This window comes from Robertmurraya korlensis (assembly GCF_023715225.1).
GTDB lineage: Bacteria > Bacillota > Bacilli > Bacillales > Cytobacillaceae > Robertmurraya_A.
Window position 1 is genome coordinate 84,739 of sequence record NZ_JAMBNS010000008.1, and the last position, 18,809, is coordinate 103,547.

20 protein-coding genes are annotated in these 18,809 nt (G+C 42.1%); all 20 read left to right on the forward strand.

Annotated features, from left to right (window positions below):
* Positions 1-276 precede the first annotated feature (276 nt).
* A complete protein-coding gene (gene rho / locus M3175_RS15180) occupies positions 277-1,545 on the forward strand; it encodes a transcription termination factor Rho (RefSeq protein ID WP_160545872.1) in 1,269 nt (422 codons plus the stop codon).
* A gap of 129 nt (positions 1,546-1,674) precedes the next feature.
* On the forward strand, positions 1,675-1,884 hold the full coding sequence (gene rpmE, locus M3175_RS15185; protein ID WP_119710269.1) for a 50S ribosomal protein L31: 210 nt from the start codon (positions 1,675-1,677) through the stop codon (positions 1,882-1,884).
* Positions 1,885-2,363: 479 nt separating this feature from the next.
* Positions 2,364-2,984, forward strand: a complete 621-nt coding sequence (locus M3175_RS15190; RefSeq protein ID WP_251520537.1) for a thymidine kinase — start codon at positions 2,364-2,366, stop codon at positions 2,982-2,984.
* Between the two features lie 469 nt (positions 2,985-3,453).
* Positions 3,454-3,888, forward strand: coding sequence for a fimbrillin family protein (locus M3175_RS15195; RefSeq protein WP_251520539.1), 435 nt, complete (start codon positions 3,454-3,456; stop codon positions 3,886-3,888).
* A 160-nt stretch (positions 3,889-4,048) separates the two neighbouring features.
* The gene (prfA, locus tag M3175_RS15200) at positions 4,049-5,122 is read left to right on the forward strand and encodes a peptide chain release factor 1 (protein ID WP_251520541.1); all 1,074 of its coding nucleotides are present in this window, start codon (positions 4,049-4,051) and stop codon (positions 5,120-5,122) included.
* Positions 5,115-5,975: a peptide chain release factor N(5)-glutamine methyltransferase gene (prmC, locus tag M3175_RS15205; protein WP_251520543.1), complete on the forward strand. Its 861-nt coding sequence runs from the start codon at positions 5,115-5,117 to the stop codon at positions 5,973-5,975. Before prfA ends, prmC begins: the two co-directional genes overlap by 8 nt.
* 292 nt (positions 5,976-6,267) lie before the next feature.
* Positions 6,268-6,945, forward strand: a complete 678-nt coding sequence (gene spoIIR / locus M3175_RS15210; protein ID WP_251520546.1) for a stage II sporulation protein R — start codon at positions 6,268-6,270, stop codon at positions 6,943-6,945.
* A 238-nt stretch (positions 6,946-7,183) separates the two neighbouring features.
* Positions 7,184-7,621, forward strand: coding sequence for a GNAT family N-acetyltransferase (locus M3175_RS15215; RefSeq protein WP_251520977.1), 438 nt, complete (start codon positions 7,184-7,186; stop codon positions 7,619-7,621).
* Positions 7,622-7,753: 132 nt separating this feature from the next.
* On the forward strand, positions 7,754-8,794 hold the full coding sequence (locus tag M3175_RS15220; protein WP_251520980.1) for an L-threonylcarbamoyladenylate synthase: 1,041 nt from the start codon (positions 7,754-7,756) through the stop codon (positions 8,792-8,794).
* Positions 8,795-8,873: 79 nt separating this feature from the next.
* The gene (locus M3175_RS15225) at positions 8,874-9,428 is read left to right on the forward strand and encodes a manganese efflux pump MntP (protein ID WP_251520548.1); all 555 of its coding nucleotides are present in this window, start codon (positions 8,874-8,876) and stop codon (positions 9,426-9,428) included.
* A gap of 221 nt (positions 9,429-9,649) precedes the next feature.
* Positions 9,650-10,081 (forward strand): low molecular weight protein arginine phosphatase, encoded by a 432-nt coding sequence (locus M3175_RS15230; RefSeq protein ID WP_251520550.1) that lies wholly within the window; start codon positions 9,650-9,652, stop codon positions 10,079-10,081.
* Positions 10,082-10,102: 21 nt separating this feature from the next.
* Positions 10,103-11,398 carry a methyl-accepting chemotaxis protein gene (locus M3175_RS15235; RefSeq protein ID WP_251520552.1) on the forward strand — a complete coding sequence of 432 codons (1,296 nt, stop codon included), beginning with the start codon at positions 10,103-10,105 and terminating at the stop codon, positions 11,396-11,398.
* A 115-nt stretch (positions 11,399-11,513) separates the two neighbouring features.
* Positions 11,514-11,957 (forward strand): ribose 5-phosphate isomerase B, encoded by a 444-nt coding sequence (gene rpiB, locus M3175_RS15240; protein ID WP_251520554.1) that lies wholly within the window; start codon positions 11,514-11,516, stop codon positions 11,955-11,957.
* A gap of 18 nt (positions 11,958-11,975) precedes the next feature.
* On the forward strand, positions 11,976-12,551 hold the full coding sequence (locus tag M3175_RS15245) for a TIGR01440 family protein (protein WP_251520556.1): 576 nt from the start codon (positions 11,976-11,978) through the stop codon (positions 12,549-12,551).
* 182 nt (positions 12,552-12,733) lie between these two features.
* Positions 12,734-13,981, forward strand: a complete 1,248-nt coding sequence (glyA, locus tag M3175_RS15250) for a serine hydroxymethyltransferase (RefSeq protein ID WP_251520559.1) — start codon at positions 12,734-12,736, stop codon at positions 13,979-13,981.
* A gap of 152 nt (positions 13,982-14,133) precedes the next feature.
* Positions 14,134-14,763, forward strand: a complete 630-nt coding sequence (upp, locus tag M3175_RS15255) for a uracil phosphoribosyltransferase (protein ID WP_251520562.1) — start codon at positions 14,134-14,136, stop codon at positions 14,761-14,763.
* Positions 14,764-14,900: 137 nt separating this feature from the next.
* The gene (locus tag M3175_RS15260; protein ID WP_371321701.1) at positions 14,901-17,135 is read left to right on the forward strand and encodes a S8 family serine peptidase; all 2,235 of its coding nucleotides are present in this window, start codon (positions 14,901-14,903) and stop codon (positions 17,133-17,135) included.
* A gap of 276 nt (positions 17,136-17,411) precedes the next feature.
* Positions 17,412-17,636 (forward strand): AtpZ/AtpI family protein, encoded by a 225-nt coding sequence (locus tag M3175_RS15265; protein ID WP_251520565.1) that lies wholly within the window; start codon positions 17,412-17,414, stop codon positions 17,634-17,636.
* Positions 17,637-17,638: 2 nt separating this feature from the next.
* Positions 17,639-18,013: an ATP synthase subunit I gene (locus tag M3175_RS15270; protein WP_119710253.1), complete on the forward strand. Its 375-nt coding sequence runs from the start codon at positions 17,639-17,641 to the stop codon at positions 18,011-18,013.
* A gap of 21 nt (positions 18,014-18,034) precedes the next feature.
* Positions 18,035-18,745, forward strand: coding sequence for a F0F1 ATP synthase subunit A (gene atpB, locus M3175_RS15275; protein ID WP_119710252.1), 711 nt, complete (start codon positions 18,035-18,037; stop codon positions 18,743-18,745).
* Positions 18,746-18,809: the final 64 nt, after the last annotated feature.

Sequence of the window (18,809 nt, forward strand, 5' to 3'; positions counted from 1 at the left end):
CAGACCTGCTTTCGTCTGCCTTCTTAATTTAATTATCCTCCTGACTAACTTCCCTATAAAAATAATGTTGATTAATAATTAATAAAAAGGGTAAAATAGAAATTGTTTTTTAAAAAGGCTTACATAAAAAGCCTTGTCTTTATAGAATATAACTTTCTCTATCTCTTCTTATACTTCTAGAAAGCCTCAAACATTCAATTCTTTCCATCCATTTTATCGAACAAATTCATAAAGCTAGTGGTGGAACAACTTATTTTGTAAAAGAGTGGTGTACTAATGGAATTAACAATTTCAAGCCTGGAAAATATGAAGCTAAAAGAGCTTTATGAGCTAGCAAAGACCTTCAAAGTGTCTTATTATAGCAAGCTAACAAAAAAAGAACTTATTTTTGCGATTTTAAAAGCACGTGCGGAATCAGAGGGCTTTTTCTTTATGGAAGGTGTCCTTGAAATCATACAGTCTGAAGGCTTCGGTTTCCTACGACCTATCAACTACTCCCCAAGCTCAGAGGATATTTATATTTCAGCCTCACAAATTAGACGTTTTGACCTCAGAAATGGTGATAAAGTATCTGGTAAAGTTCGTCCGCCAAAGGAAAACGAACGCTATTTTGGACTTTTACAGGTTGGTGCCGTTAACGGTGATGACCCGGAATCAGCAAAGGAACGTGTTCACTTCCCAGCATTGACACCTTTATATCCTGACCGTCAAATGAAGCTTGAAACGTCACCAAAACATGTGAGCACGAGAATTATGGACCTTATTTCTCCTGTTGGTTTTGGTCAGCGTGGATTGATTGTTGCTCCTCCAAAAGCGGGGAAAACGATGTTATTAAAGCAAATTGCCAATAGCATTACGACGAATCATCCCGAAGCTGAGCTAATTGTTCTGTTAATCGATGAACGTCCGGAAGAGGTAACAGACATCGAGCGTTCGGTTGCTGGAGATGTGGTTAGCTCAACGTTTGACGAAGTACCTGAAAATCATATTAAAGTGGCTGAGCTTGTACTAGAGCGTGCGATGCGTCTAGTGGAGCATAAGCGAGACGTAATTATCCTGATGGACAGTATTACTCGTCTTGCTCGTGCGTACAATCTTGTGATTCCTCCAAGTGGACGTACCTTATCAGGGGGGATTGACCCTGCAGCCTTCCACCGTCCGAAACGATTTTTCGGTGCCGCGCGTAACATCGAGGAAGGTGGTAGCTTAACCATCCTTGCAACAGCGCTTGTGGACACAGGATCTCGTATGGATGATGTAATTTATGAGGAATTTAAAGGAACCGGTAATATGGAGCTTCACCTGGATCGCGGTCTAGCTGAACGCCGTATATTCCCTGCCATCGACATCCGTCGTTCAGGAACTCGTAAGGAAGAGTTGCTTATTCCGAAAGATCATCTGGATAAGCTATGGGCCATCCGTAAATCGATGTCCGATACGCCTGACTTTGTAGATAAATTTTTACGTAAGCTAAAGCAAACGAAGTCAAATGAAGAGTTCTTTGCTAAGCTTGACGAAGAGATGAAGGCAAAAAGGAACTCATAGGGAAATAAATCCCATGTTGCAAAACCTATACCTGCTTGTTATAATAACATCAGTGTGTTTTTCCATTACACCTTGTGTGTATGAATAACTCTGTTTCGAACGACTCAGGGCAAAAGGAGATGAAAGGTAATGAGAGAAGGAATTCATCCTAACTATAAAAAAGTAACGGTATCTTGTGCATGTGGCAACACATTCGAAACTGGTTCAGTGAAGAAAGAACTACGTATCGAAACTTGCTCAGAATGTCATCCATTCTACACAGGACGTCAAAAGTTTGCTGAAGCAGGCGGACGTGTTGACCGTTTCAACAAGAAATACGGAATCAAAGCTACAAACTAATAACGAAATGCGTAAGCGCCTTGCTTTGGGGCGACCAGCATAAGACGGCCACCGCAAGAAATCCTGATTTCTGGAGGGGGATGGCTTATGACTCGAGCCCCTAGGCGCTGAAGCTGGACAACTACCAACTCTTGAGTTGGAATTGAATTATACAGAAGACAGGCAAGAAGATTTCAGACCTTGCCTGTTTTTTTATGAGGCTCTTTTCTAAACTTCATTACTTTTGGAGATGGAAAATGCTTGATTGAGCTAAGATTCGTAGCAAAATGGACTCGAATTGTAAGAAAAGAGCTTGTATTCTTAATCTCAAGCACAAAATAGTTTGTTTTCGCGTTAAAATCGGCTTTAGGATTTTAACAGCCATCTATGTGAAAACAGCCATTATGAAAATGAACGTACATAGTTAGACAGTGTAAGGATAAATTACACAAAAACTGTCTACTTTAAAATAGAGAGCGAAGCGGAAGGAGAGGCCGTTTATGTATGTAATGAAGCACCATGGTTGGGTAGAAGTGATTTGTGGCAGTATGTTCTCTGGAAAGTCAGAAGAATTGATTCGCCGCGTAAGAAGAGCCCAGTTTGCCAAACAAAACATTGCCGTTTTTAAGCCGAAAATTGATAATAGATACAGCGATGAAGCTGTTGTCTCTCACAATGGTACATCGTTTATTGCGCGTCCAATCGCACATTCCACAGAGATTTTTCAGCATATTGATCCTGAAATCGATTTGATTGCCATTGATGAAGTGCAATTTTTCGATGACGAGGTAGTAAAAGTGATTCAGCACTTAGCTGATAGTGGCCATCGAGTGGTGGCTGCAGGCTTGGATCAAGACTTCCGTGGCGAGCCATTTACCGTCATGCCAGCTTTAATGGCTATCGCAGAGCTAGTAACAAAGCTGCAAGCAGTATGTGCGGTTTGCGGATCACCTGCTAGTCGAACGCAAAGACTGATTAACGGAGAGCCAGCCTCTTACGATGACCCGATTATCCTGGTAGGTGCCTCAGAAGCATACGAACCGCGCTGTCGCCACCACCACGAAGTACCAAAATCACCAAACGTAATCGAACGTGCGGATTTTACACAGTCGAAACTATAATGATTGTATCCACCCTATGTGCAGGGTGGATTTTTTAGTTATCAGTGCCCGTTGGAGGGGAGATGAGGTTGAAATGGTAAGAGAGGAGCGGTTTCAGTGCCCGTTGGAGGGGAGAAGGGGTTGAAATGGTAAGAGAGGAGCGGTTTCAGTGCTCGTTGGAGGGGAGAAGGGGTTGAAATGGTAAGAGAGGAGCGGTTTCAGTGCCCTTTGGAGGCAAGATGAGGTTGTGATGGGAAGAGAGAAGTGGTTTCAGTGCCCATTTGGGGGGAGATGGGCACTGAAATGGTAAGAGAGAAGCCAATTCAGAGCTCATTAGAGAACAAATGAGGTAGCAACGGTAACCGAGGAACATTCTCCATGACCCCAATTGACCCCAAATTTTATTAAAACGGTAAAAGAAACAACCGGAAATAATTAGCGAGAGTATTTTCACCAATATTTGCAACACTATCCATAGGAGGTGTTGACAGTGAAAAGGTGGCTTTTTATACTTTTGACGGTTTTGGTTTTAGCGGCTTGTAATAATAATCCGAAGGGCTTGTCTGATCAGCAGGAGGATCGTGCAGGAAGGTCGTTTGTGGCTAATAAAGATACTGGGCAAGATAATACTCAGTCAAGAGGGTGGCAACGAGGCGATCAAAATCCCAATTTTTTAAATACAGATGGTGGCCGGGTTGATTACGATGGATATATTGATAAAGCGAGGGAAACGGTGAATGCTACCAATGAGTTCGAAGCAGGATCGATTTGGGTGAATGGAAATCGTCTGTGGGTGACGGCTTATAAAAAAGGGCAGATGTCACGTCAGGAACGAGTGGACGCAGAAGCAAGATTACACAAGAAGCTGGTGAAGGCAGTTCCTCGCTATGAAATCGAAGTACAGGTCAAAGAAGACCGTTCATAACATGTCCCAAAGGGCATGTTATTTTTCTATGGATAGGATGGTTTTGACGAGGTGTTTCACCTATACTATAATAGAAATGTTAAGCACTTATAGATGTAGCTTTTAGATTCGGAATAACTAGCGTGTAACCACGCGTGACTAATATAAGAGGTGAAGGACTTTGTTTGATCGTCTTCAATCAGTAGAGGATCGCTATGAAAGGCTGAACGAGCTTTTAAGTGACCCAGAGATCGTGAATGATTCTAAAAAATTACGTGAGTACTCGAAGGAGCAGTCAGATTTATCTGCAACTGTCGAAGCGTATCGTGAGTATAAAGATGTAAAAGAGCAGCTTCAAGACGCAAAAGCCATGCTTGAAGAAAAGCTCGATGCAGAGATGCGTGAAATGGTAAAAGAAGAGCTTAGTGAATTAGAAGACCGTATGGAAGAGCTTCAAGCTCGTCTGCGTATCTTGTTGATTCCAAAAGATCCGAACGATGACAAAAACGTTATTATGGAAATCCGTGGGGCTGCTGGTGGAGATGAAGCAGCATTATTCGCAGGGGATCTGTATCGCATGTATTCTAGATATGCGGAATCGCAAGGTTGGAAAACGGAAGTGATGGATGCTAACACTACGGGCGTTGGCGGTTATAAAGAAATCATTTTTATGATTAATGGTACTAGTGCTTACTCGAAGCTAAAGTTCGAAAACGGAGCTCACCGCGTACAGCGTGTTCCGGAAACAGAATCAGGCGGACGTATTCATACATCAACAGCAACGGTTGCGGTTTTACCAGAAGCAGAAGAACTTGAAGTTGAGATTCATGACAAAGATATTCGTACAGATACCTTCGCATCAAGTGGTGCAGGTGGACAGTCCGTTAATACAACGATGTCAGCCGTTCGTTTAACGCATATTCCTACAGGTGTTGTCGTTTCGTGTCAGGACGAGAAGTCACAGATTAAAAACAAGGAAAAAGCGATGAAGGTACTTCGTGCCCGCGTGTACGATAAATTTCAACGTGAAGCACAAGCAGAGTACGACCAAGTTCGTAAATCAGCGGTTGGAACAGGTGACCGTTCTGAGCGTATCCGTACGTATAACTTCCCGCAAAACCGTGTGACTGACCACCGCATCGGGTTAACGATTCAAAAGCTTGATCAAATTTTACAAGGAAAGCTTGATGAAGTGCTTGAAGCGTTAATTGTGGAAGAACAATCAAGAAAGCTAGAAGAAGCATCTAATGAGTAAAAAAGTGTTCGAAGCCCTCGCTTGGGCTTCTTCTTTTTTAAAAGAGCATGGGCGCGACGAAAATGCGGGGGAATTATTGCTTCGGCATTATATGAATATGTCACGGTCAAGCCTGTTGGCGAGTTTGCATGATGTGGTCGAAGAAGCAGTATGGAAGCAGTTTGTTGAATCAATAGAAAAGCATGGCGAAGGAATTCCTGTTCAATACATGATCGGTTATGAAGAGTTTTACGGTCGTCGCTTTTCCGTTAATCAAGAGGTGCTGATTCCAAGACCGGAAACCGAAGAGCTGGTGTATGGTTCATTGGAGCGTATCAAAAGGTTATTCGGAGAGGAGTCGGTTTCGCTTGTTGATATCGGAACAGGAAGCGGAGCGATCGCAATAACAATGAAGCTTGAACGTCCCAATTTACAGGTGACAGCAACGGACATTGCTGAGGCTTCGCTGGCGGTAGCAAGGAAAAATGCGATGGAGCTTGGAGCGAAGGTTGAATTTTTACAAGGAGACCTGCTCTTTCCCTTTATAAAGTCTGGTACGAAGTTTGATGTGATTCTCTCTAATCCTCCTTATATTCCACTTGGAGATGAGAAGGAGATGTCGATAGTCGTGACAAAGCACGAACCACATCGAGCACTTTTTGCAGGAGAAGACGGGTTGGACCTGTATCGTCGCTTCATGAACGAACTTCCCCAAGTTGTAAAAAACAAAGCAATAGTCGGATTTGAAATCGGAGCCGGACAATCAGAATCCGTCAGTCGAATGCTCCAACAAACATTCCCAAATGCCTTGGTCGAGGTCGTATATGACATCAACGGCAAAGACCGAATGGTTTTCGCGGAAGTAGGGTTTTGATTTTGAAAATGACTCAGCAGGTGTTGAATGGCATCTGTTGAGTTTTTTTCTATGAAAAAAGAACCCTATTAAGTTGATTGGAGCGGAGGCTGGCGACTCCTGCGGGAAAAGCGGGATAGTCGAGACCCTGGACTGAGCGAAGCGAGGGAAGCGGCTCGGCCCCGCCCGCGGAAAGCGTCCAGCCGTAGCGCAAATCTAACCAGACTGCTTTTCTATTATTTTTTTAAATTTACTAGTTTAAGATGAACACCATTTGTCCACACTATTGATAGTGAAGGGATGGTGCTAGTAAATGAAAACAAAAACACTTGCGAAATTATATATAATCATATTATCCATAGGAACATTACTAAGTTTATACATACCAAAAAATGAAGTCACAGCCAACGATGCGATTGTCATCCCAAACGAGGCCATTCGCTTGCGAATTCTAGCAAACAGTGATTTAGAAGTAGACCAAGAACTCAAGCGCGAAGTTCGAGATGAAGTAAACGCAGCGATCACTGAATGGGTAGCAGAGTTAACTTCCGTAGAAGCAGCCCGCGACTTAATTCAATCTCGCTTACCAGAAATCAAGGCAATTGCAGAAGAAGTACTAGAAAAGAATGGATCCAACCAAAGCGTAAAAACAGATTTCGGAAAAGTAGAATTTCCAACCAAGCTATATGGTGAGTTCTTGTATCCAGCAGGTGAGTATGAAGCAGTGTTGATTACGTTGGGAGCAGGAGAAGGAGCAAACTGGTGGTGCGTGCTATTTCCACCATTATGTTTCCTAGACTTCTCTAATTCCGTAGCTGTAAAAGAAGGGGTCGACGAGCAAGAAGAGAAAGAAGCAAAAGTAGAAGAAGAAAAAGTTAAAGTTCAAGTTCAATCAGATAAAGAGCCAGTGTTCGTAGAGGAAAAGAGGGATGAACAAGAAGTTGAAGTGAAGTTTTTCCTTGTAGAGCTTTGGGATAAGATTTTTTCATAAGAAGTCAGATGCAACTATAGTGGTTGCATCTTTTTCTATGGTTTAAAACAAATTGTCGGATGGAATTCATGACCGAGCCTTTATTACGAAGGAATACCAGCGAAAGGCATGGATTCCACCCGACGTTGCAATCAATATCTATGTGCAAAAAAATATCCACAAATCTAGTTCTACTTTCTCTACCTTTTCATATTCATAGAGTAACAAGAAAAAAATAGAGGTGATTTGGGTGGAAACAATGGTTCGTTGTGCACAAGTAGAGGATGTAAGGAAACTAGTAAACTTTTTAAAAAAGGCAAACCTGGGGACGGATGGAGTAGAAGAAGCTGTGGATTATTTTCTTCTATTAGAAGACGAAGCTGGAAATATTCAAGCGACCCTTGGAATCGAACCACATGGACCTGTCGGCTTATTACGATCTTTAGCTATCACTTCGCGTGCAAGTGAAAAGGAATTGTTGTTAATTTTTGAACAAATGCTATTATTAGCAAAGGAAAAACAGATGCAATCATTATATTTAGCCACAAACAAAAAGGGATCTGTCCAATTTTTCGAGATGATGGGTTTTCAACAGGTAGAAAAGAAAGCGCTACACGAAAAAATATTCGAGTCCGCTCATGTGCAACATATCTTAACTGTGGATAACTCCTTGTTTATGGAGTTGAAACTGGATTAATCCACAAAGTTACCCACAAAATAGCAAATGTTGTACACAATTTGTGGATAAAACTTGAGTTATACACCATCTTCTTTTATACTTTCTTACGTATTACAAGAAAAATAGGGAGAAATACTCAAGGTGGAAAACATACAAACAAAGCTATGGTCAGTGGATAAAAATGTGGATAATCCAAAAAACTATCCACAAATTGCACAGGCTGCAACACTTTTAAGAGAAAATGAAGTGGTCGCATTTCCAACTGAGACGGTATATGGACTCGGTGGCAATGCACATTCGGATACAGCTATTCACAAAATATATGAAGCAAAGGGTCGCCCGAGCGATAATCCACTGATTATTCACATTGCTGACAGGGACCAACTAAATGAATTTATTACTCACATACCGGAAAAGGCTAACAAGCTAATGAACGAGTTTTGGCCTGGCCCTCTTACAATCATTTTTGAAAAAAAGAGCTCTGAATTGTCCCAACTAGCAACAGCAGGGTTATCCACAGTCGCAGTAAGAATGCCGAATCATCCCGTGGCTTTAGCAGTGATTAAAGAAGCGGGAGTTCCGATCGCAGCACCAAGCGCGAACAGTTCAGGAAAACCAAGTCCGACAAGAGCATCTCATGTGCTAGAGGATCTGAATGGAAAAATCACGGGCATTGTCGACGGTGGGGCAACAGGAGTTGGAGTGGAATCAACCGTCATTGATTGCACAGAGGAAATTCCGATTATTTTACGGCCGGGTGGAGTGACCAGGGACGAGCTTGAGCGAGTAGTTGGTGAGGTTCGAGTGGATCCCGCTCTTAAGGATCAGAATGAGGCACCAAAATCACCTGGCATGAAGTATCGACATTATGCACCAAAATCCCCTCTTTTTTTAGTAAAAGGAGACCGAGATAAGCTTCAGCAACTGATTGAAAAAGAAAGACGTGAAGGTCGAAAGGTTGGAGTGTTAACGACCACAGAGAATGACGGCTTTTACCAAGCAGATGAAGTGATTTTCTGCGGAACAAGAGAAAATCTGGCTTCTGTGGCAAGCTCTTTATACGATGTGTTACGATCGTTCGACCAAAGAGAGGTAGATATTATTTTTAGTGAAATTTTCCCTTCTACGGGTGTGGGAGAAGCGATTATGAACCGGCTAATGAAGGCGGCGGGCAACCAGATCATTGAATAAGAAGTTTTGAATGATTTTCTCATTCTAAACCCTTTTGGACGTGCATATGCTGAATTAGCAAGTCCAAGGGGGCGAAAGTATGTCATCAATGGTTGGAGAATTAATCACACTAATGATAATGGCATTTGCACTAGGAATGGATGCATTTTCAGTGGGCTTGGGAATGGGAATGTTCAGACTAGGGCTTCGGCAAATTTTAAAAATTGGAATCACCATCGGGTTATTTCATATTTGGATGCCTTTATTAGGGATGATTGCAGGAAGATTTTTGTCCGAGCAGTTTGGTGCATTTGCTGCTTATTGCGGCGGAGGCCTTTTGATTGTATTAGGTTTGCAAATGCTTTGGTCTTGCTTTAGGGAGGATGATAGTTCCTTTATCACTCCGGTAGGTTTTGGATTACTTGTATTTGCCCTTAGTGTGAGTCTTGATAGCTTTTCGGTCGGCTTGACACTAGGTATATATGGTGCCAAAACATTTCTCGTTCTGACTTGCTTCGGAATTGGTGCCACTATTTTAACTTGGTTAGGTCTACTTGTGGGACGTAAAGTTCAAGGGTGGCTTGGAACCTATAGTGAAGCATTAGGAGGCACGATTTTGCTTGCCTTTGGGATTAAATTATTGCTACCATTCTAATACAATTGAACACATGATGAAAAAGGTGTTTTCTTAATGAAAATGCCTTTTTCTATGAAAAAATAATAGTTGAATGGAATGCATGAACAAGCCTTTATTAAGGTAGTAATAACAGCGAAGAGAATGCGTTCCAATCGACATTTCTAACCTAGGATTGTACGAAATCAGACTTTAGTAATGAGGAATAATGTCATATAATATAGTTGGAGGAGAGAATCATTATGATAAATGTATTGTTTGTATGTACCGGAAACACATGCAGAAGTCCAATGGCGGAGGCTATTTTAAAAAGTAAAAACATACCCGAAGTAGAAGTTCGTTCTTCCGGAGTATTTGCTATGAATGGAAGCGATGCATCTGCGCATGCAAAAAAAGTACTAGACACGCAACAGATTGAACATGACCATCAATCCTCTTTATTAACGGAACAGCAGGTAGAGTGGGCTACGTATATTTTAACGATGACGGCGGGTCATAAAGCGAATATTGTTGCCACATTCCCGTCAGCACAAGTGAAAACCTTTACACTGAAAGAGTTTGCTGGTGGATTTGGGGATGTTAGTGACCCTTATGGTGGTTCTCTGTCTGTTTATCAACAAACATTCGAAGAGCTGAAACAATTAATTGAAAAAAGCTTACACAAATTTTCGTAACACAACCAGGGGGAAGGCTTTATGGGGGAGAAAAAGGCATTCAAGTTTGGGCTTAGGAAAAAGCTTGTATTATTTACTACCATTTTAGCAGTGATTACGTATACAACGAGTGCATTATTTATTGATGTGTTATTTCCGATCATTCAGGACTTTATTGGATTGAATAAAGGGGGCTTTTCCATCGCCACTTATTTATTAGGGATCATTTGGTCCGGAATTCTAGCATTTTTAGCGGCTGGTTTTATTATTAAGCCTCTTCAAAAGCTAGAGCGAGTCACACTAAAAGCAGCGCACGGTGACATTTGTGAGGATGTGGAGTTATCCCAATCGGATGACGAAATTCGCTCGCTAGGGGTCGCGTTTAATCATATGCTATTTAATCTACGTGATATGGTCCAAACCATTGATGAGAACTTCAAGCAAACGAATGAAAAGGTTATTGCCATCTCAAAAGAAAGTGCTGTTGCGGCGGAAAGAGCAGCGATGATTGATCGAACGGTTAATGAAATATCGCTGGGAGCGGAAAGCTCAGCGGCTGCGACGCAGAACACAGCCAGTTCGATTGATGAAGTCACTCATCTTGCGGAAGAAGTTCAATTAACAGCAAAGAACTCGAAAAAAATCTCCAATGAAATGGTCGAGGAGCTTGACCAGTCTAAAAAGGTGATTTTCTCATTAGTATCAGGCATTCAAACACTTGCTGAAGATAATAAGCAGTCACTTGTATCAGTGAAAAAACTAGAAGAAAATGCATCGCAAGTGGAACATATCATCCAATTGGTTGGAGCTATAGCGGCCCAGACTAACCTTTTAGCGCTTAACGCATCGATTGAAGCAGCTCGGGCGGGTGAGCATGGAAAAGGGTTTGCTGTTGTAGCAGACGAAGTTCGTAAGCTTGCGGATGAGAGTGCAAAAGCGGTTCAAGGAATTTCTGAATTGATTCAAAATATACAGAGCGAAGTACGGAATGTAGTATCCCAAATTACGAATCAAGTAGATACCGCACTTGGACAAGCTGAAAAAGGCCATGCGACTAACCGAGCAATTGAAGAAATGACAAGAACAGTCGTTCAAATGGCGTCATCAGTAGAAAAGATTTCAACTCTTGTTGACCGACAAATGGATGGAATTCAGCATACAGCCACACAATCACAGGAAGTGGCTGCAATAGCAGAAGAAACATCAGCAGGAGCAACAGAGGTAGCGGTAGCTGTAGGACAGCAAACAGAGGTAATCGAAAACGTTGAGCGCCTTGCTCTTGAGTTGAATGATCAAGCGGTTAAACTTAAAGGAACGATCACTAGATTTAAGATGTAAGAGAGATGGACCTTGCAAACGGATGCAGGGTCTTATTTTTTTAGAATCACAAGCTTTATCTTTATATAAGCTTATGTCAAAATAAAGATAGTTTTAATAAATGGGAGGCGTAACGATGAAGGTAGCAATTGCATCTGATCACGGTGGCGTTAATATTCGAGAAGAAATTAAAAGTCTTATGGATGAAATTGGCATTCAGTATGATGATTTTGGCTGTGAATGTGATACATCAGTCGATTATCCAGATTTTGCTTTGCCGGTTGCGCAAAAGGTGGCAAATGGGGAATACGATCGCGGAATCTTGATTTGTGGGACAGGAATCGGAATGAGCATTGCTGCAAACAAAGTAAATGGCATTCGCTGTGCCCTTGTTCATGATGTGTTTAGTGCGAAAGCAACTCGTCAGCATAACGACAGCAATATGCTAGCGATGGGAGAAAGAGTTATCGGACCTGGACTGGCACGTGAGATTGCTCTTGCTTGGCTTGAAACAGAATTTGAAGGCGGAAGACATGCAAATAGAATTGGGAAAATAAGCGATTACGAGAAAAGCAAGTAAGTCGATGGAGGGGTACAAATGACAAGCGATTTGTCCATTTGGAAAAACCAGCTACAAACGATTTTATCAGATTTTTCGGACCAAGTAGTGTTAACGGATAAGCGTGTTCTTGTGATTGGCTGTAGCACGAGCGAGGTAATTGGGAAGAAGATTGGTACAGCGGGTACCGATGAAGTGGCTGAGCTAATTTATTCCAGTCTTCGTGAATTCAGTCAACAAACAGGAGTAGCCCTTGCTTTTCAGTGTTGTGAGCATTTAAATCGTGCCCTTGTTGTTGAACGAGAGACTGCTGAACGAAAGGGTTGGGAGGAAGTGTCTGTTGTTCCGGTGAGACAAGCTGGTGGAGCGATGGCTACATATGCTTATAATCATTTTTCTGAACCGGTAGTCGTTGAGTTTATTCAAGCGGATGCAGGGATTGATATTGGAGATACTTTTATTGGGATGCATATAAAGCATGTAGCAGTTCCGGTTCGAGCATCGATTTCTGAGCTTGGCAGTGCACATGTGACGCTGGCTCGAAGCCGTCCGAAGTTAATTGGAGGGGCTCGAGCAATATACGAACATTCAAAGGGTAATGAGTCCTGTTCATAAAGCTTTTGCAGATTTTGCAGAAGCTTTTTTCTTTCGAATAGCGAAAAATGTTGGAAAAAGACGAAAATAACGCTTACAAAAATATTTTTTTCGTGCCTGTCATATGAAGGTTGTGTTAAGATGAAGTAGGAATTTTCAAAACTGCTATATAAATTAGTTTTTAACATACAAGGGGGATTACGATGAAGCATTTAGCACAGCAAGATACGCAAGTTTTACAAGCTATTCAAGACGAATTAGGGCGTCAAAGAACGAAGATTGAACTAATCGCATCAGAAAACTTTGTAAGTGAAGCAGTAATGGAAGCACAAGGATCTGTTTTAACAAACAAGTATGCAGAAGGCTATCCAGGCAAGCGTTACTACGGTGGTTGTGAGCATGTTGATGTGGTAGAAGACATCGCTCGTGACCGCGCAAAAGCAATCTTCGGTGCTGAGCATGTAAACGTACAACCTCACTCAGGTGCTCAAGCCAATATGGCTGTTTACTTTACGGCTCTTGAGCAAGGTGACACTGTTCTTGGGATGAACCTATCTCACGGTGGTCACTTAACACATGGAAGTCCGGTTAACTTCAGTGGTGTTCAATACAACTTCGTAGAGTATGGAGTAGACGAGCAAACGCAAATGATCGACTATGACATCGTACGCCAAAAAGCTTTAGAGCATAAACCTAAAATGATCGTTGCTGGTGCGAGTGCTTACCCTCGTGCAATTGATTTTAAAAAGTTCAGAGAAATCGCTGATGAAGTGGGCGCTTACTTAATGGTAGATATGGCACATATCGCTGGTTTAGTAGCAGCTGGCCTTCACCAAAACCCAGTTCCTTACGCTGATTTCGTCACAACAACTACACATAAAACATTACGTGGTCCTCGTGGTGGAATGATCCTTACTAGCGAAGAATGGGGTAAGAAAATCGACAAGTCGATCTTCCCTGGAATTCAAGGTGGTCCATTAATGCACGTCATCGCTGCAAAGGCAGTTGCTTTTGGTGAAGCGTTACAAGACAGCTTCAAAGAATATGCAGCAAACATCATTGCTAACGCGAAGACTTTAGCGGAAAGCTTGCAAGAAGAAGGAATTAGCTTAGTATCTGGTGGAACAGACAACCACCTTCTATTAATTGATGTTCGTTCTTTAGGTTTAACGGGTAAAGTAGCTGAGCATGTACTTGATGAAGTAGGAATCACAGTTAACAAAAACACAATTCCATTTGACACAGCAAGCCCATTCGTAACAAGCGGAATTCGTATCGGTACAGCAGCTGTTACTTCTCGTGGATTCGGTGCGGCTGAAATGAAAGAAATCGCAAGTATCATTAGCTTTACATTGAAAAACCATGAAGATGAAGCGAAGTTAGCAGAAGCAAGTGAGCGTGTATCTGCATTAACAAGCCGTTTCACTTTATATCCAGAAAGACAAATCTAATTTTTGCTAGTCAGCCTTATGTTTTGGGCTGGCTTTTTGTTTTGTCTCAGAATTGTTACATCCAATTTCTGTTCGAGGTTGCCCACGGGAAGTTTTTTCTGTAAAATTAGACGAAGTGTTTATGAATCGAGTTAGAAAAGGAGAGATGCTAGATGGCAAAGGTATATGTGTTTGATCATCCCCTCATTCAGCATAAGCTTACATACATCCGCGAAAAAAATACAGGAACAAAGGACTTCCGTGAGCTAGTAGACGAAGTAGCAACATTAATGGCGTTCGAAATTACTCGTGACATGCCCTTAGAAGAAATCGAAATTGATACACCAGTAAGCACAATGAAATCAAATGTGTTATCTGGGAAGAAACTAGGAATCGTCCCTATTTTACGTGCGGGAATTGGAATGGTAGATGGAATCTTAAAGCTTATTCCTGCAGCAAAAGTTGGACATATCGGTCTGTATCGTGATCCAGAAACATTAATGCCGGTTGAGTACTATGTAAAATTACCAAGTGACGTAGAAGAGCGTGACTTCATTGTAGTTGATCCAATGCTTGCAACAGGTGGTTCAGCAATCGAAGCAATTCATTCGTTGAAAAAGCGCGGCGCGAAGCATATTAAATTCATGTGCTTAATCGCAGCTCCAGAAGGTGTGGACGCACTTAAAGAAGCACACCCGGATGTAGACATCTACATCGCAGCACTAGACGAAAAATTAAACGACCACGGCTACATCGTCCCTGGACTAGGTGACGCTGGTGACCGTTTGTTTGGAACGAAGTAAGATTGGAGCTAACCGCTGGTGCGGTTAGCTTTTTTAAATTCTCCGACACAAAAAAGGCACCCTCTTTCATTCCCCATACGCATAACTCACCACCGAGTGACAAAACATAGTAAAAAACTTCGGAGGTGCTCACAAGCGTGAAACGTAGAATCTTCTCCCTTTTAACGACCGTGGTATTCGCATTTGTTTGCACTCCAACCACATTAGCAAAAACACTCATCCACCCGCCCATTCCGGAAGAATCTCCAGAAACGGAAAAAGTGGCAATCGTGACATTGCCTACAAAGGCAAATGAACAGCAAATCCAAGAGATCATCGGACCATACAGAGATCTTGAGCTGCGTCATATTTTTACAGAGGCTCTAAACGGGTTTTCAGTCAAAGGAACCCAGAGATCATTAGATAAGCTAGCGCGAACAAACAAGGTGGAGTCGGTTTCCCTGGTTAGTACATATAGCGTCCAATCGGAAACGAATACTGAGATCATCGGAGCAGAAACGATTAGGGGCTATTTTGATCCGAAAAATCAAAGACTTACTGGAAAAGGGATCACTGTTGGGGTCATTGATACGGGCATTGACTACAATCATCCTGACTTAAGACGAAGTTATAAAAGAGGCTATGATCTCGTCGATATTGATGAAGATCCGATGGAAACGCAGGGAATGTACGGCCAAAGCACTTTGCATGGGACACATGTAGCTGGCATTATTGCCGCAAACGGAAAGATTCAAGGCGTGGCTCCAGACGCGAAAATTATAGCCTATCGTGCGCTTGGTCCGGGCGGCTCTGGAACGACAGAACAAGTCCTTGCTGCGATTGATAAAGCGATCAAAGATAAAGTAGATGTCCTCAATCTATCACTGGGAAATAATGTGAATGGTCCTGATTTGCCGATATCGCTTGCTCTAAATAAAGCGGTAGATAACGGAATTGTCGCTGTGACCTCGTCTGGAAACTCTGGACCGAATATGTGGACGGTTGGTTCCCCTGGTACCGCGTCAAAGGCGATCTCGGTTGGTGCTTCCACACCCAATTTAAAAGTTCCTTATCTCACGATCGATGGAAGAAAAGATACATTAAGACTCGAACCGATGCAGGGCTCGATTGATTGGAAGCTTGATCGGTCGTATGAAGTGGTATACGGGAAGCTTGGGAAAAAAGAAGACCTCACCGATGTAGCAGGGAAAATCGCTCTGATTCAGCGGGGGGAACTTACTTTCTCAGAAAAAGCCTGGTATGCACAGGAGGCTGGTGCCGTCGCTGTGATTATTTTTAACAATATGAATGGGGAGTTTGTAGGAAACTTAGACCGTCCGATCGATATACCTGTAGCGACCATGTCCAAACAGGTAGGTTCAGAAATTGTTGACACTATGGCTACCCAAAAAATACTTGCAAAAACAGATATAATAGAAGAAAAGGATTTGCTGGCTAGTTTTAGTTCGAGAGGACCTGTTACATCCACATGGGAGATTAAGCCAGATGTAGTAGCACCGGGAGTAGCGATCACGAGCACGATACCCGGTGGTTACTTAGCTTTACAAGGAACAAGTATGGCCGCTCCACATGTGGCAGGAGCAGCAGCTCTTATCAAGCAAGCTCACCCTGATTGGGAGCCAGAAGATATCAAAGCTGCTCTCATGAATACAGCTATTCCTATTGTGGATGGAAAAAAGGTTCCTTATAAAACGTATGAACAAGGTGCTGGAAGAATAAGAATTCTTGAAGCGATCCAAACTGATACACTCGTTAAGCCCGCTTCCTTACAATTTGGGAAGTTCAAGTTAGTAGAAAGGCAGCATGAGCATACACAGCAGCTTACTTTTAAAAATGTAAGTGATCATCGCATGACCTATCGATTCGAGGTTCCACATCAAAAGGAGGGAATACAGTTCGAGCTGCCGCAATCTTTTTCGGTAGATGCGGGAAAAGAAAAGACGGTGAACATTACGATGAGTGTGGATCCCAACGAACTTACGAAAAAGATACATGAAGGTCATTTGAGCGTCATGGCTGACTCTCAAAAGGTGAGTGTTCCCTACCTATATGTTTTGGAAGAACCGGATTACCCGCGTATAATGGGGTTTGAATTTGGTCCAGGGGACAAACAAGGGGTGTATCATTACGAAGTGTACTTGCCGGGTGGAGCAGATGAATTTGGTATTGCCCTTTTTGATCCAGACACGTACCGGTTCGTCAAATTCTTGGATTGGAAAAGGAATGTGGGAAGAGGAATGCTGAAGATGGACATTCCAGTCGAACAACTACCAGAAAATGGATTATACTTAGCAAAGGTTTTTGCGAAAAAAGCTGGAAAAGAAGATATGGTTGAAACAGGGATCGCAGTCTCAAAAGTGAAAGAGCGGTAAGGAAAACAGGAGCGAGAACAACACTCGCTCCATTTGCAATAGGAAAATAAAAAACTTTTTGAACATAATGTGAACGAGAAATTCTATTGTTTGAATTGTGAACTTTTTCACTCCAAACTAATTGACATTGACAAGTGCCTATTGTATGCTTACAAAGGGTATTAATGATAGGGTTTTCAACATGGGTACTGTATAAATATAGCTTTCTTAAACGAGCAAGTCCATAGTGAAAAACATTCTTCTATCTACCAGTCTCTTTAAAAGGACGTGCCTGAAATGAATCAAAAAAACCGTCGTCCATATCAAGCAATGGCGTTAATGTCGGGGATTCTTTCGCAGTTGGTAGGCTCCGTATTAATTGGCATTTTTGCCGGAAGATGGCTTGACCGTACATTGGACACCGAGCCGCTTTTTTTAATCATCGGACTACTTCTCGGATTAGCAGCTGGCGTTTATGCCATGATCAGACTAATTCAACATTTCTTTTCAGGAGATAATTAGTGATGCCCGAAATACAATCGATCTACATCCGGCAACGAAAGTACATATTCTTCTTACTAGCTTTATACGTTCTAGGGTGGGGATTTACCTCCTATCAAACAATTTTTTTAGGGCTTATTTTAGGTACAAGCTTAAGCCTTTTTAATTTGTGGTTATTGGCCAGAAGGACTATTAAATTCGGCGATGCAATAGCAAAAGGCGAAAAGGTCCGTTCCCTCGGCATGTTTTCAAGAATGGCAACGGCTGTTTTAGCGGTGATGATCACTCTTGAGTATCCTGACAAGCTCCATTTATATAGCGTAATTATTGGATTAATGACCTCATACGTGGTTATTATGATAGATTTTTTTCTTCAAGCATTTCATTCACATAAATAGCGGGGAAGAGAGGTGAATACTGTGCATCATGAAGCTCCTTTAAGAGAATTTATGGGCCTAACCTTTAACTTATCAAATGTATTGATGATAACAATTGCTAGTGTAATTGTCTTTATCATCGCAGTGCTTTCCACTCGCTCATTGGCTATGAAACCAACGGGGATACAAAACTTCTTCGAATGGGTAATGGATTTCGTCAAAGGAATCATTAATAGTACAATGGATTGGAAAGATGGCGGAAGATTCCACATTCTAGGTATTACATTGATTATGTATATATTCGTATGTAATATGCTGGGACTTCCATTTGGAATTACTTATGACGGAACATTGTGGTGGAAATCACCAACAGCTGATCCAGTGATCACACTGACTTTAGCAACAATGGTCGTCGGGCTTTCTCACTATTACGGTGTAAAGCTGAAGGGAGTAAAAGAATACGGTCGCGATTTCGTTCGACCTATGTGGTTCTTGTTCCCGCTGAAACTTATTGAAGAGTTTGCAAACACCTTAACACTCGGGCTTCGTCTTTACGGTAACATTTATGCAGGGGAAATCCTTCTAACGTTACTAGCAGGAAGTCTAGCAACTGGAGTCGGCGGCCATCTCGCTGCGGTTATTCCAATGCTTGCTTGGCAAGGGTTCTCAATCTTTGTCGGCGCGATTCAGGCGTTTATCTTCACCATGTTAACAATGGTTTACTTGGCACACAAAGTGAGTCATGACCATTAATATATACCCGTTCATTTAATGAACAAAAAATAACAAAATCATGTTTATACATTTTAAGGAGGAA

Bases quoted from the DNA above. Each gene is read 5' to 3' on its own strand.
- spoIIR (WP_251520546.1), top strand. From the start codon at position 6,268: ATGAAAACAAAAACACTTGCGAAATTATATATAATCATATTATCCATA.
- M3175_RS15225 (WP_251520548.1), top strand. From the start codon at position 8,874: ATGTCATCAATGGTTGGAGAATTAATCACACTAATGATAATGGCATTT.
- glyA (WP_251520559.1), top strand. From the start codon at position 12,734: ATGAAGCATTTAGCACAGCAAGATACGCAAGTTTTACAAGCTATTCAA.
- M3175_RS15270 (WP_119710253.1), top strand. From the start codon at position 17,639: ATGCCCGAAATACAATCGATCTACATCCGGCAACGAAAGTACATATTC.
- M3175_RS15235 (WP_251520552.1), top strand. From the start codon at position 10,103: ATGGGGGAGAAAAAGGCATTCAAGTTTGGGCTTAGGAAAAAGCTTGTA.
- rpmE (WP_119710269.1), top strand. From the start codon at position 1,675: ATGAGAGAAGGAATTCATCCTAACTATAAAAAAGTAACGGTATCTTGT.
- upp (WP_251520562.1), top strand. From the start codon at position 14,134: ATGGCAAAGGTATATGTGTTTGATCATCCCCTCATTCAGCATAAGCTT.
- M3175_RS15190 (WP_251520537.1), top strand. From the start codon at position 2,364: ATGTATGTAATGAAGCACCATGGTTGGGTAGAAGTGATTTGTGGCAGT.
- M3175_RS15265 (WP_251520565.1), top strand. From the start codon at position 17,412: ATGAATCAAAAAAACCGTCGTCCATATCAAGCAATGGCGTTAATGTCG.
- M3175_RS15215 (WP_251520977.1), top strand. From the start codon at position 7,184: ATGGTTCGTTGTGCACAAGTAGAGGATGTAAGGAAACTAGTAAACTTT.
- prmC (WP_251520543.1), top strand. From the start codon at position 5,115: ATGAGTAAAAAAGTGTTCGAAGCCCTCGCTTGGGCTTCTTCTTTTTTA.
- rpiB (WP_251520554.1), top strand. From the start codon at position 11,514: ATGAAGGTAGCAATTGCATCTGATCACGGTGGCGTTAATATTCGAGAA.
- M3175_RS15230 (WP_251520550.1), top strand. From the start codon at position 9,650: ATGATAAATGTATTGTTTGTATGTACCGGAAACACATGCAGAAGTCCA.
- M3175_RS15245 (WP_251520556.1), top strand. From the start codon at position 11,976: ATGACAAGCGATTTGTCCATTTGGAAAAACCAGCTACAAACGATTTTA.
- rho (WP_160545872.1), top strand. From the start codon at position 277: ATGGAATTAACAATTTCAAGCCTGGAAAATATGAAGCTAAAAGAGCTT.